Raw genomic sequence first — 12,794 nt, forward strand, 5'->3', positions numbered from 1 at the left:
CCAGCCCACCCCGACACCGCGAAGATCAACCCCCCAACGCCCGCAACGCCCGATCCGCATGCTCGTTCATCCCCAACTCGCTGTGCACCACCTCCACCACCCGCCGATCCACCCCGATCACGAACGTCATCCGCCGCGTGCTCAACGGCCCCAACGGCAACCGCCGCAACACCCCGAACCGCCGCGCCACCACACCGTCGACATCCGACAACAACGGATAGTCGAACCCGTGCAACCGCGAGAACTCCGCCTGCCGCTCCACCACGTCCCGACTGATCCCCACCCGAGACGCACCCACCGCCGCGAACTCCGCCGCCAGATCCCGGAAATGACAACTCTCCGCCGTACACCCCCGCGTCATCGCCGCCGGATAGAAGAACAACACCACCGGCCCCGACGCCAGAAACTCCGACAACCGCCGCGGCGCACCCGTCTCGTCCGGCAACTCGAAATCCTCGACCAGGTCACCGACCCGCACACCCGCCACCACGACCACTCCTCTGCACGAACCGACGCCGGCAGCGTAAGCGATCACACCCGCCGACGCGCCCACCCCACCGGTAACGTCACCACCACACCCGGGGGAGGAGCACGAATGCAACCCGTCACCATCGTCACCGGCGGCAGCCGCGGCATCGGCGCCGCCACCGCCCGCCGCCTCGCCCACGCAGGCCACCACGTCGCCATCGCCTACCGCCGCGACCACACCGCCGCCACCACCGTCGTCGCCGACATCCACGCCACCGGCCGAAACGCCCTCGCCGTCCAAGCCGACACCACCGACCCCGCCGCCGTCACCCACCTCTTCGACACCGCCGCCACCCTCGGCCCCCTCACCGGCCTGGTCAACAACGCCGGCGTCACCAGCCCCATCGGCCCCCTGGCCGAACTGCGCGCCGAAGACCTACGCCACGTCGTCGACGTCAACCTCATCGGGTACGTCCTCTGCGCCCAACAAGCCGCCCGCCGCCTCACCCGCGGCGGCGCCATCGTCAACGTCTCCTCCGCCGCCGCCACCCTCGGCAGCCCAGGGGAGTACGTCCACTACGCCGCCGCCAAAGCCGCCACCGACACCCTCACCATCGGCCTCGCCAAGGAACTCGCCCCCCACGGCATCCGCGTCAACGGCGTCGCCCCCGGCATCGTCCGCACCGACCTGCACGCCATCTCCGGCGCACCCGACCGCGCCGACACCGCCGCCGGCCGCATCCCCCTCGGCCGCGCCGGCGAACCCGACGAGATCGCCGCCGCCATCGCCTGGCTGCTCAGCCCCGACGCCAGCTACGCCACCGGCACCGTCCTGCGCGTCTCCGGCGGCCTCTGACCACCACACCCCGCCACCACCCGCACGACGCGGGCCGCCACCCCGACCGGGGGCGGCGGCCCACCACACACCCGTCAGCCGGCCGACTTCTCCTGGCACGGCACGCAGAACCGGGCGTACGGCACCACCTCCAACCGCGGCACCGGAATAGGCCGCTCGCACCTCTCACACACGCCGTACCCGCCCTCGTCGATGCGCCGCAACGCGTCGGCGACCTGCTCCACGCCGCGCCGCGCGGCCACCACCAGCGCCGCCCGGGTGTGCGCCTCGCCCGGGTCGCCCGTGTCGGCGTTGAGCTCGGTCAGTTCCCTGAGCCGAGCCGTCTGCGTGGCGAACTCGTCCGCCAGGGACGCGCGTAGCTCCGCCAGCCACCGCTGGTCGACGGTGCGATGATCCAAACTCATGATCAATCCTTCCGATCAGAAACCCGGGAAAAGAAAAAGGGCCGAAGCTCTACGGCTTCGCCCTGGCGGTCGTTTCGGGGAGGGGACCGCCGCCGGAGGGCCACGGCCGGTCGGGCTCGGCAGCCCGTAGGTCGCCACGGCGCTCGCCCGGCCGACGACGACCGACACGGCGCTCGCCCGGCCGACGACGACCGACCCGACCGGGGCGAACGCACCGCGCGCGACACGCGCCCGCGTCACCGACGTGACGGCGGGCGGACAGGTCGACAGCGGGTACATCGGACCAGCATAGGTTGATCATCAGGGGGAAGCCAGCGGTAATCGTCACGTCCCCGTGGCGATTCGATAATGCACATTATGTCAAGTCGACTGCTCCGGGCCTCCTCCGGAAGGGGCACCGGACGCCGCCAGCCGGCGCCCCGGCTGGCGGCGCAGCAGCAGCAGCCGCACGGGCCACCGCGCCGCCCGGTCGGCGCGCCAACCGGCCGCGCACGCTGACGGCGACCGGCGGCAGGCCGGCTCGGCGGACCGGCCTGCCGCCACCGCGGCGACGCGGACGCGCCGCCCGGCTCACGCCCGCCGGCATCTGCACCCCGCCTCGTCGTGGCGCGCCGCGCCGGGGTTCCGCGCCATCCGGCCGGCGCCCCCTCCCGCGTCGACGGTTCGGGCGCGCCCGCTCCCCTGTCCCGCGGGTCGCCGAGAATCCGAGAATCATGCATAATATCCCTTATGCATGACAAACAGGACGAATCGGTTATGAGCCTCGTCGAGGAGTTCCTGACCGCCCTGGCCACCCGCAAGCCGTCGCCGCACACCCTCGCGGCGTACCGGCGGGACCTGCGGGCGGTGGCGACGCTGGCGGCGGAGGTCGCCACCCCGGCCCTGCCGCCCGAGGCGCTGTCGATCGCGGCCCTCTCCCCCAGGGTCATGCGGGCGGCGTTCGCCAGGTTCGCCGCGCCCCGCGCCGTGGCGTCGGTGCACCGCGCCTGGTCGACGTGGAACAGCTTCTTCTCGTTCCTCGTGGCCGAGCAGGTGGTGGCGGGCAATCCGATGCCGGCGGTGGGCCGTCCCCGCGCCCCGCTCCCCCAGCCCAAGCCGCTGCGCGGCGAGGACACCCCGGAGCAGCTGCTCGCGGCGGTGTCCCGGGAGGACGGTCGGCAGCGTGATCCGTGGCCGGAGCGGGACGTGGCGGTGCTGGCGCTGGCGCTGTGTGCGGGGTTGCGCCTGGCGGAGCTGTTGGCGCTGCGGGTGGCGTCGCTGGCGGGGCGGCCGGGTGAACGGCGGGTAGAGGTGGCGGGCAAGGGGGGCCGGCCGCGGGTGGTGCCGATCGAGCCGGAGCTGGACGGGGTGCTGGTGGCGTATCTGGACAGTCGGGCGCGGCGGTTCGGGGCGCGGTCGGTGCGGCCGGAGTCGCCGTTGCTGGTGGATCGGCGCGGTGAGCCGTTGCGGCGGGGTGGGTTGCAGTATCTGGTGGAGTCCTGTTATCGGCGGGCGGGGGTGGTCGACCGGGTGCCGCGGGGGGCGCGGTTGCACGCGTTGCGGCACACGTTCGCGACGCGGTTGGCGGAGGACGGGGCGAGCGCGGCGGAGATCATGCGGTTGTTGGGGCATGCGTCGTTGGCGTCGTCGCAGACGTACATCGAGGTGACGGCGGGTCAGCAGCGGGCGGCGGTGCGGTCGAACCGTACGAATCGGATGTTGGGTGGGTTGGTGTCGGCGCGGGGGGACGCGGGGTGAGGGGTGGGTGCGGCAGGATGGTGGTACGCGACTGGCGGCACCGGGGATGGGTTTGACCATCGGGGAGCTCGTTGTGGGGGTCGTCCGCCTGGGCTCCTGCGAGCGGGGTGGTTGTCGTGTCCTCTTCGGTGGATTCCGTGGGTGGGGCTCGGTTGTTGCCGGGTGGGCCGGTGGCGGATCGGGTGTTGGGTGAGGTGGCGGCGGAGGTCGTCGCGTTGCGGGCGGCGGGGGTGACGCCGTCGTTGGCGACGGTGCTGGTCGGTGACGACGAGGCGAGCGTCGGGTACATCCGGATCAAGCAGCGGCAGGCGGCGGAGTTGGGGTTCGCGTCGACGCACGTGCGGTTGCCGGCGTCGGCGTTGCAGGCGGATCTGCATCGGGTGATCGAGGATCTCAATGCCGACCGTGGGGTGCACGGGGTGTTGGTGCAGCATCCGGTGCCGGGTGGGCTGGACTACGGGCGGGCGTTGCAGGTGTTGGATCCGGACAAGGATGTGGATGGGATGCATCCGGTGAATCTGGGTCGGTTGGCGTTGGGGTTGCCGGGGCCGGTGCCGTGTACGCCGGCGGGGATCGAGGCGTTGTTGGCGTTTCACGGGGTGTCGGTGGCGGGTCGGGAGGTGGTGGTGCTGGGTCGGGGTGCGACGTTGGGGCGGCCGTTGGCGATGTTGTTGGCGCAGAAGCGGGCGACGGCGAATGCGGCGGTGACGGTGGTGCACACGGGGGTGACGGATTGGCCGCGGTTCGCGCGGCGGGCGGAGGTGTTGGTGGCGGCGGTGGGGGTGCCGGGGGTCGTGCGGCCGGAGCATGTGCGGCCGGGCGCGGTGGTGGTGGGTGGTGGGGTGCGGTATGCGGGGCGGCGGTTGTTGCCGGATGTGGATCCGTCGTGTGCGCGGGTGGCGGGGGCGATCACGCCGCGGGTGGGTGGGGTGGGTCCGACGACGGTGGCGATGTTGTTCCGGAATGCGGTGGGGGCGGCGCGGCGGGTGGTGGGTGGTTAGCCGAGGTCGACGACGAGGGGGCGGTGGTCGGAGATGGTGGAGGCGGGGGTGGCGGTGGAGGTGACGGGTGGTAGTCGGTGGCGGAGGTGGCGGTCGGCGAGGATGTGGTCGAGTTGGATGCGGGGGTGGGTGGTGGGGTAGGTGGGGCGGCGGGCGAGGGGGGTCCAGCCGGAGATGAGTCGGGCGGCGGTGGCGGGGAGGTTGAGGTCGCCGAGGAGGATGCGGGGGGCGGGTAGGGCGCGGAGGGCGCGGACGGTCTGGCGGAGTTGGTGGGCGTTCCAGCCGGGGACGAAGGAGAGGTGGGTGGCGGCGACGGTGATGTCGCCGTGGGGGGTGTCGAGGACGGCGGCGAGGATGACGCGGGGTTCGTCCTGTAGGAGGAGGAGGCCGCCGTCGGGGCCGGGGATGTAGACGGGTGAGCGGACGGGGGCGGGTTTGAGGCGGGTGACCTGCCAGGTGTGTACGGGGTGGCGGGTGATGAGGCCGATGCCGTAGCGGGGTTCGCCGTGTCCGTCGTCGTCGTGGCGCAGGGGGCGGAAGTGTTCGCCGGGGGTGCCGACGAGGGCGGCGGCGAAGCGGTGGTGGGGTGCGTGGAGGGCGTGGGCGGCGATGGTGGTGAGGTCGTGGTTGCCGCTGCGGGTCTGGTCGCGGTCGACTTCTTGCAGGGCGAGGACGTCGGCGTCGAGGGCAGCGACGGCGGCGGTGAGTCGGTGGGGGTCGACGAGTCCGTCGGTGAGGGATCGGCCGTGGAGCAGGTTGAAGGTGGCCAGGCGCACTCTGTGCAGCCTACGTGGGTGATGGGAGGTCATGGGGTGCTGAGGGTGTTGGTGTGTTCGATGGTGGTGTTCGTGGTGGTGGGTTGGGTGGGTGTGTGGTTGCGGCGGCGTCGGGGGTTGTGAGGGTGGTGCCGGGCCGGCGCGCGCCCACCGCACGCCGGCCCGGCGGGGTGGGTCAGGCGTGGCGGACGACGTCGTCGTAGTCGAGGCGGGGCAGGCGGGGGAACCAGGCGTCGGGGCCGGGCTTGCCGATGTTGACGACGAGCACGGAGCGCCAGCTGCTGTCGGTGAAGAATTCGCGGTCGATGCCGGCGGCGTCGAAGCCGCCCATGGGGCCGGCGGCGAGGCCGGCGGCGCGGACGGCGAGGAGCCAGTAGGCGATCTGGAGGGTGGCGTTGAAGCGGGCCATGGTGTCGCGGGCGGCGGGGTCGGCGGCGAGGCCGTCGCGCAGTTCGGGGCGGATGGGGAAGATGCGGGGGATGTGGTCGTGGAAGTCGGTGTCGGCGGCGAGGACGGCGACGACGGGGGCGGCGGCGGTCTTGGCGCGGTTGCCTTCGGCCATGTGGGTGAGGAGGCGGTCGCGGGCGTCGCCGGGGCGGATGTAGAGGACGCGGAGGGGTTGGGTGTTGGCGGCGGTGGGTGGGTACTTGGCGAGGTCGTAGATGGCGCGCAGGTGTTCGTCGGTGACGGGTTCGTCGGTGAAGGTGTTGGCGGTGCGGGCGTCGGTGAAGAGTTGGGCTTGGGCGTCGGGGTGGAGGGTGATCAGGGGCGTGGTCGTGTCGGTCATGGTGTCCTCCGGGTTCGTGGGTTTGTTGCTGCGCCTACGGTAGCAGCTAGCTTTTTCGAAGCTGCTGCGTCGTGGCGGGTGCCACGTATCCTGGGGTCATGACGCTGCGCTCCCCTGCCGACGAGGCTCCCCGCGTGTGTGACCGGGGTCTGACGCGGGCGTTCGCGTTTCTGGGCAAGCGGTGGAACGGGGTGTTGCTGGGGACGCTGGGGCTGGGGCCGGCGGGGTTCGCGGAGTTGGCGCGGGCGTTGCCGGGGATCAGCGAGTCGGTGTTGTCGGACCGGTTGGGTGAGTTGGTGCGGGTGGGGTTGGTCAGCCGGACGGTGCGGGAGGGCCCGCCGGTGGGGGTCAGTTACGAGCTGACGGAGCGGGGTGCGGCGGTGTTGCCGGCGTTGGACGCGTTGGCGCGGTGGGCGCACGAGAACCTGCCGGCCGAGGGGTGCCGCTGAGCGGTGGGGCACGTGTATTCGCCGACGTGCGGGGCGACAACGTTGCGGCTGTACCGGGGGTTGGGTTTCACGGTGGTGGCCGAGTACGGGGAGTACACGTTGACGGCCCGGTGGGGCTGAGGGGCGCGGCTGGGCCCGGCGTGGTGGCCGGGGGTGGCGGCGGGTCAGCGGCGGGGTGCGTCGAAGCGGCCGGCGCGGATCTCGCGGAGGGCTCTGCGTCGGGTGTCGCCGTGCAGGGTGTCGACGTAGAGGCGGCCGTGCAGGTGGTCGGTCTCGTGTTGCAGGGCGCGGGCGAGGAATCCGCTGCCGGAGATGGTGAGGGGTTCGCCGTGCTGGTCGAAGCCGTGTGCGGTGGCGTGCAGGGCGCGGGGGGTCGGGAAGTAGAGGCCGGGGATGGACAGGCAGCCCTCGTCGTCGTCCTGGGTCTCGTCGGACAGTTCGAGGGTGGGGTTGATCATGTGGCCGCGGTGGCCGTCGGCGTCGTAGACGAAGACCTGGGCGGGCACGCCGATCTGGTTGGCGGCGACGCCGGCGCGGCCGGGGGCGCCGAGGAGGGTGTCCATGAGGTCGGTGACCAGGGCGCGCAGTTCGGCGTCGAAGGTGGTGACCGGGTCGCAGGCGGCGCGTAGCACCGGGTCGCCGATGATCCGGATGGGGCGCATCGTCATGTGTTGAGGTTATCGGTTGGTGAGGGCGGCGCGGACGGGGCGGGCCTTGGCGGCGGCTTCGGCGACTTCGGCGTCGGGGTCGCTGTCCCAGGTGATGCCGCCGCCGGCCCAGGTGTGCAGGTGGTGGGCGTCGGCGGCGGCGGTGCGGATGGTGAGGCCGAGGTCGAGGTGGCCGGGGGCGATCCAGCCGAGGGCGCCCATGGCGGCGCCGCGGCCGACGGGTTCGCGGGCGGCGATGACGTCGCAGGCGGCGCGTTTGGGTGCGCCGGTGACGGAGCCGCCGGGGCAGATGGCGTGGAGCAGGTCGGCGAGGCCGAGGCCGTCGGCGGGGGTGGCGGAGACGGTGGATTCGGCCTGCCACAGGTCGCACCAGCGGCGTACGGCGAACAGTTCGTCGACGGTGACGGTGCCGGTGGCGGCGACGCGGGCGAGGTCGTTGCGTTCCAGGTCGACGATCATGATGTGTTCGGCGCGTTCCTTGGTGGAGGTGAGCAGCTCGGTGCGGCCGGCGGCGGTGGCGGGTCGGGTGCCCTTGATGGGGCGGGTGACGAGGCGGCCGGCTTCGAGGGCGATGAGGGTTTCCGGGGAGGCGCAGCCGATGGCCCAGCCGGGGCCGTGCAGGGTGCCGCCGTAGCGGGCGCCGGGCAGGCGGGCGAGTCGGGCGAGGGCGGGGTGGGGGTTGCCGGTGTAGGGGGCGGCGGCGTGGCCGACGAGGTTGGTCTGGTAGACGTCGCCGCGGGCGATGGCGGCGCGGACGGCGGTGACGGCGGCGGCGTGCTGGTGGGGGGTCCAGCTGGGGGTCCAGTCGCCGACCCACCAGGTGGTGTCGGGTGGTGGTGTCGGGGTGGGGCCGGTGGCGGTGTGGTCGTAGACGACGACGGCGAGGTCGGGCAGGGCGGGGGCGGGGGTGGGCGCGCCGGGCGCGGCGGCGGTCATGGTGGCGGCTGCGGCGGCGGAGAGGTAGAGGGCGGCGCCGCAGGGGCCGTCGGGGCGGTGGGTGGCGGGGCGGGTGAGGTCGTCGACGCCGAGGCCGTGGGCGGTGAGGAAGTCCTGGGCGAGGGCGGCGGGGTCGCCGCCGTCGGTGAGCCGCCACTCGAGGCGGTCGCGTTCGGCGAGGCGGTCGCGGCAGCGGGTGGGGGCGGCGGGGGCGTCGACCTGTCTTAGTGGGAGCGCTTCCACGCCGTCCGGCCCATTCCGCCTCGTCCGTTCAGTGGATTTCCCCGCAACATGGCGTGAACCTGCTCGATGCGGCTCGCTGTCGCTTGGTACTGTGCGTCACTGGTCATGTGAACCATGACACAGTGCCCCCACAGTCCGGAGAACCCGATGTGCCAGCACCAACCCACCTGCCCTTCCGCCGAAGCGACCGACCGGGAAGCCGCCCGGATCATCGCCTGCTTCCCTGAGCAGGGCTGGAGCCTGCTCTGCAACGGTGTCATCGTCTTCGAGGACACCGGCGAGCTCCTTCCCGACGGCAGCACCATCGCCCCCCACCGTGGCCCCGCCCGACACGCCCTCGTGGCCTGACCGTTCACCCAGCGTCAACCTGACGCACACGTCGACCTCAGGCTAGTCCCCGTCGCAGGGGCCGCCCTCCCCAGGTCGACGGACCGGCCGGGGCGGCCACGTGCACCGCCCCGGCGTCGCGCGCCGGCCCCCCGCGCGATGCGGCGCGCTCAGTCCTCGAACGCCTCCGGCGCGGGGCACGAGCAGACCAGGTTCCGGTCGCCGTAGGCGCCGTCCACGCGCCGCACGGGCGGCCAGTACTTCCCGGCCCGGTCCACGCCCGCCGGATAACCCCCCACCGACCGCGGATAGGGGTGCGGCCACTCGTCGGCCGACACCATCGCCGCCGTGTGCGGCGCGTTGGCCAGCGGGTTGTCGCCGGCCGGCCACCGGCCCGAGGCCACCGCGTCGATCTCCGCGCGGATGGCGATCATCGCGGCGCAGAACCGGTCCAGCTCGGCGAGGTCCTCGCTCTCGGTCGGCTCCACCATCAGCGTCCCCGCCACCGGGAACGACATCGTCGGCGCGTGGAACCCGTAGTCGACGAGCCGCTTGGCGACGTCGTCGACGGTGACCCCCGTGGCCTTCGTCACCGGCCGCAGGTCCAGGATGCACTCGTGCGCCACCAGGCCCTTGTTGCCCGCGTACAGCACCGGGAAGTGCTCCCGCAGCCGCGCCGCCACGTAGTTCGCGGCGAGCACCGCCACCCCCGTGGCCCGGGCCAGGCCGGCCGCGCCCATCATCCGCAGGTACGCCCACGGGATCGGCAGGATCCCCGCCGACCCGTGCCGGGCCGCCGAGATCACCGGCCGGCCGTCGCCGCCGTCGCCGCACGGGTCACCCGGCAGGAACGGGGCCAGGTGCGCCCGGACCGCCACCGGGCCCACCCCCGGCCCGCCGCCGCCGTGCGGAATGCAGAACGTCTTGTGCAGGTTGAGGTGCGACACGTCCGCGCCGAAGCGGCCCGGCTTGGCGAAGCCGACCAGGGCGTTGAGGTTCGCCCCGTCGACGTAGACCTGGCCGCCGGCGTCGTGGACCCGCGCGCACAACTGCGCGATGCCCGTCTCGTACACCCCGTGCGTCGACGGGTACGTCACCATGATCGCCGCGAGCGCGTCCCGGTGCTTGTCGATCTTCGCGTCGAGGTCGACCAGGTCGACGTTGCCGTCGTCGTCGCAGCCCACGACGACCACCCGCATCCCCGCCATCACCGCCGACGCGGCGTTGGTGCCGTGGGCCGACGACGGGATCAGGCACACGTCCCGGTGCGCCTCGCCCCGGTCGGCGTGGTAGGCGCGGATCGCCAGCAGCCCCGCCAGCTCCCCCTGCGACCCGGCGTTGGGCTGCACGCTGACCGCGTCGTAGCCGGTCACCTCCGCCAGCCACCCCTCCAGCTGGGCGATCAGCTCCCGGTAGCCGGCCGTCTGCGACGGCGGCGCGAACGGGTGCACGTGGGCGAACTCCGCCCAGCTCACCGGCTCCATCTCGGTGGTCGCGTTCAGCTTCATCGTGCACGAACCCAGCGGGATCATGCCCCGGTCCAGGGCGTAGTCGAAGTCCGCCAGCCGCCGCAGGTAGCGCAGCATCGCCGTCTCGGAGCGGTGCGCGCCGAACACCGGGTGGGTCAGGAACGCCGACGTGCGCGCCAGCCCCGCCGGCCACGCCGGGTCGACGTCGCCGTCGCCGTCGAAGGCGGGCACCCCGAACGCCGCCCACACCGCGGCCAGGTGCGCCGGGGTGGTCGTCTCGTCGCAGGACACCCCCACCCGGTCGGCGTCGACCAGCCGCAGGTTCACCCCGCGCCGCTGCGCGTCGGCGACCACCTCAGCGGCGCGGCCCGGCACGGTCGCGAGGACCGTGTCGAAGAACGCGACGTCGGCGACGCCCACCCCGCCCGCGCGCAGCCCGGCCGCGAGCCGCGCCGCCATCGCATGGGTACGCCGCGCGATCGCCCGCAGCCCGTCGGGGCCGTGGTAGACGGCGTACATGCCGGCCATCACCGCCAGCAGCACCTGCGCGGTGCAGATGTTGCTGGTCGCCTTCTCCCGCCGGATGTGCTGCTCACGGGTCTGCAACGCCAGCCGGTACGCCGGGTTGCCGGCGGCGTCGCGGGACACCCCGACGAGCCGGCCGGGCAGCATCCGCTCCAGGCCGGCGCGCACCGCCAGGTAGCCGGCGTGCGGGCCGCCGAAGCCCATCGGCACCCCGAAGCGCTGGGTGGTGCCGGCGGCGATGTCCGCGCCGATCTCCCCCGGCGCGCGCAGCAGCGTCAACGCCAGCAGGTCCGCCGCCACCGTCACGAGCGCCCCGGCCGCGTGGGCCGCGTCGACCAGCGGCGTGTGGTCGCGTACGGCCCCCGAGGCTCCCGGGTACTGCAGGTGCAGGCCGAAGAACTCCCCCGGCAGCTCGTCGGCGTCCAGGTCCACCACGCGCACCTCGATGCCCAGCGGCTGCGCCCGGCTGGCGATCACGGCGATGGTCTGCGGCAACGCGTCGGCGTCGACCACGTACACCCTGCTGCGGGACTTCGACGCCCGCCGGGCCAGGGTCATCGCCTCCGCCGCGGCCGTGGCCTCGTCGAGCATCGACGCGTTCGCCGTGGCCAGCCCCGTCAGGTCCGTGACCATCGTCTGGAAGTTCAGCAGCGCCTCCAGCCGGCCCTGGCTGATCTCCGGCTGGTACGGCGTGTACGCCGTGTACCAGGCCGGGTTCTCCAGCACGTTGCGGCGGATCACCGCCGGGGTGTGCGTGCCGTGGTAACCCAACCCGATCATGGACACGGCGACGGTGTTGCGGCCGGCGATCTCGCGCAGCTCGGCGAGGGCGTCGTGTTCGCTGGCCGGCTCCGGCAGGTCCAGGGCGCCGTGCCAGCGGATCACCTCGGGGATCGCCGCGTCCATCAGCTCGTCGATCGAGTCGTAGCCGACGACGTCGAGCATGCGGCGCTCGGCGTCGGCGTCGGGGCCGATGTGGCGGGCGGCGAACTGCTCTGTGGTCATGGGCGGCGCTCCCCGGGGTGAGGTCGACAGGTCGGCCTCCCCCTGAGTCGCACCCCGGGCAGGGCGCTCCACAGTGCCTGCCCACGTGGTCCTTCTGCCTGAGAGGTTCCGGGGAGGAAGCTGCCCCTTCGGCGCCGCCCCGAACACCTCGGGCGGTCTCTCCCACGCGGGGTACCGGCACCGACCACGCTACCAGCGTGGCTGTTACCGGCGGATGTCGTCCCCGCAGCGGATCACCCGCGCGTCACCGCCGCGTCGGCGCGGGCGCGGCCAGCGCCGCGCGGGGGGCGACGCGGTTGGCCAGTTCCGGCAGCACCACGCCCAGCGGGGCGTCGACGCGGACGGTGGCGTAGCCGTCGCCGCGGGTGGGCCCCTGGTTGACGATCGCCACCGGAATGCCCTGTTTCGCCGCCCGGATCACGAACCGGCGTCCCGACATCACCGTCAACGACGAGCCGAGCACCAGCAACGCCCGGGCCCGCCGCACCAGGTCGAAGCACGTCGCGACCCGCGCCGGCGGCACCGTCTCCCCGAAGAACACCACGTCCGGCTTCAGCATGCCGGTGTGACACCCCGCACAGTCCACCGGCCGGAACCGGGACACCTGGGCGTCGGGCAGGTCGACGTCGCCGTCCGGGTTGACCGCCGACACCGCCGCCGAGAACCCCGGGTTCGCGTCCCGCAGCCGCCGGTCCAGCTCCTCGCGGGTGGTGCGGTCGCCGCAGTCGAGGCACACCACCGCGTCGAGGCTCCCGTGCAGCTCCACCACCGGCGTCGACCCGGCGGCCGTGTGCAGGCCGTCGACGTTCTGGGTGATCACCGCGTCGACGAGGCCGCCGCGCTGCAACCGGGCCACCGCGGCGTGCCCGTCGTTGGGCGCGGCCCGGGCGATCGTGCGCCACCCCAGGTGGCTGCGCGCCCAGTAGCGCCGCCGCGCCACCGGGTCCTGCGTGAACGCCTGGAACGTCATCGGGGTGTGCCGGCGCGCCACGCCGCTGGGCCCCCGGTAGTCGGGGATGCCCGACTCCGTCGACAGGCCGGCGCCGCTGAGGACCACGACACCACCCTCGGCGAGCAGGCCCGCCACCGCATCGATCGTCTGCGTCACGGCGTCCATGCTGCCCTGGCGTGCCCGGTGTCGGC

At 73.5% G+C, this 12,794-nt stretch carries 13 protein-coding genes and 1 riboswitch; of the genes, 5 read left to right on the forward strand and 8 right to left on the reverse strand.

The window, feature by feature from the left end:
- Positions 1-25: 25 nt before the first annotated feature.
- Positions 26-487, reverse strand: coding sequence for a peroxiredoxin (locus O7628_RS28295; protein WP_141723902.1), 462 nt, complete (start codon positions 485-487; stop codon positions 26-28).
- 108 nt (positions 488-595) lie between these two features.
- Here O7628_RS28295 and O7628_RS28300 point away from each other — a divergent pair, with 108 nt between their 5' ends.
- Positions 596-1,324 carry an SDR family oxidoreductase gene (locus O7628_RS28300; protein ID WP_278135241.1) on the forward strand — a complete coding sequence of 243 codons (729 nt, stop codon included), beginning with the start codon at positions 596-598 and terminating at the stop codon, positions 1,322-1,324.
- A 74-nt stretch (positions 1,325-1,398) separates the two neighbouring features.
- Here the strand turns inward: O7628_RS28300 and O7628_RS28305 are convergent, their stop codons facing one another.
- Positions 1,399-1,728: a TraR/DksA C4-type zinc finger protein gene (locus O7628_RS28305; RefSeq protein ID WP_074476401.1), complete on the reverse strand. Its 330-nt coding sequence runs from the start codon at positions 1,726-1,728 to the stop codon at positions 1,399-1,401.
- 729 nt (positions 1,729-2,457) lie between these two features.
- Here O7628_RS28305 and O7628_RS28310 point away from each other — a divergent pair.
- Together O7628_RS28310 and O7628_RS28315 are read left to right on the forward strand one after the other, a co-directional pair.
- On the forward strand, positions 2,458-3,465 hold the full coding sequence (locus O7628_RS28310) for a tyrosine-type recombinase/integrase (protein ID WP_278135243.1): 1,008 nt from the start codon (positions 2,458-2,460) through the stop codon (positions 3,463-3,465).
- Between the two features lie 116 nt (positions 3,466-3,581).
- Positions 3,582-4,466 (forward strand): tetrahydrofolate dehydrogenase/cyclohydrolase catalytic domain-containing protein, encoded by an 885-nt coding sequence (locus O7628_RS28315; RefSeq protein ID WP_278135245.1) that lies wholly within the window; start codon positions 3,582-3,584, stop codon positions 4,464-4,466.
- Here O7628_RS28315 and O7628_RS28320 read toward each other — a convergent pair.
- Positions 4,463-5,242, reverse strand: a complete 780-nt coding sequence (locus O7628_RS28320; protein ID WP_278135246.1) for an endonuclease/exonuclease/phosphatase family protein — start codon at positions 5,240-5,242, stop codon at positions 4,463-4,465. The two genes, O7628_RS28315 and O7628_RS28320, sit on opposite strands and share 4 nt — an antisense overlap.
- Before the next feature lie 175 nt (positions 5,243-5,417).
- Positions 5,418-6,029 (reverse strand): malonic semialdehyde reductase, encoded by a 612-nt coding sequence (locus O7628_RS28325; RefSeq protein ID WP_278135248.1) that lies wholly within the window; start codon positions 6,027-6,029, stop codon positions 5,418-5,420.
- Positions 6,030-6,127: 98 nt separating this feature from the next.
- On the opposite strand from O7628_RS28325, the gene O7628_RS28330 reads away from it, so the two are divergent.
- Positions 6,128-6,478, forward strand: coding sequence for a helix-turn-helix domain-containing protein (locus O7628_RS28330; RefSeq protein WP_043969645.1), 351 nt, complete (start codon positions 6,128-6,130; stop codon positions 6,476-6,478).
- Positions 6,479-6,642: 164 nt separating this feature from the next.
- On the opposite strand, the gene def is transcribed toward O7628_RS28330, so the two are convergent.
- Both def and O7628_RS28340 read right to left on the reverse strand, forming a co-directional pair.
- Positions 6,643-7,146, reverse strand: coding sequence for a peptide deformylase (gene def, locus O7628_RS28335; protein ID WP_178065425.1), 504 nt, complete (start codon positions 7,144-7,146; stop codon positions 6,643-6,645).
- Positions 7,147-7,155: 9 nt separating this feature from the next.
- Entirely contained in the window at positions 7,156-8,325 is a 1,170-nt protein-coding gene (locus tag O7628_RS28340; RefSeq protein WP_278135252.1) for a chorismate-binding protein, read from the reverse strand.
- Between the two features lie 147 nt (positions 8,326-8,472).
- On the opposite strand from O7628_RS28340, the gene O7628_RS28345 reads away from it, so the two are divergent.
- Positions 8,473-8,673 (forward strand): DUF5999 family protein, encoded by a 201-nt coding sequence (locus O7628_RS28345; protein WP_043969126.1) that lies wholly within the window; start codon positions 8,473-8,475, stop codon positions 8,671-8,673.
- Positions 8,674-8,822: 149 nt separating this feature from the next.
- Here O7628_RS28345 and gcvP read toward each other — a convergent pair whose 3' ends face one another.
- Both gcvP and O7628_RS28355 read right to left on the reverse strand, forming a co-directional pair.
- Positions 8,823-11,651: an aminomethyl-transferring glycine dehydrogenase gene (gene gcvP / locus O7628_RS28350; RefSeq protein ID WP_278135254.1), complete on the reverse strand. Its 2,829-nt coding sequence runs from the start codon at positions 11,649-11,651 to the stop codon at positions 8,823-8,825.
- Between the two features lie 76 nt (positions 11,652-11,727).
- Positions 11,728-11,826: riboswitch (glycine riboswitch) on the reverse strand.
- A 69-nt stretch (positions 11,827-11,895) separates the two neighbouring features.
- Positions 11,896-12,768, reverse strand: coding sequence for an NAD-dependent protein deacetylase (locus tag O7628_RS28355; RefSeq protein WP_278135256.1), 873 nt, complete (start codon positions 12,766-12,768; stop codon positions 11,896-11,898).
- Between the last annotated feature and the right edge of the window lie 26 nt (positions 12,769-12,794).

It is taken from the genome of Micromonospora sp. WMMD956 (genome assembly GCF_029626125.1).
In the GTDB taxonomy this organism is placed as follows: domain Bacteria; phylum Actinomycetota; class Actinomycetes; order Mycobacteriales; family Micromonosporaceae; genus Micromonospora; species Micromonospora carbonacea.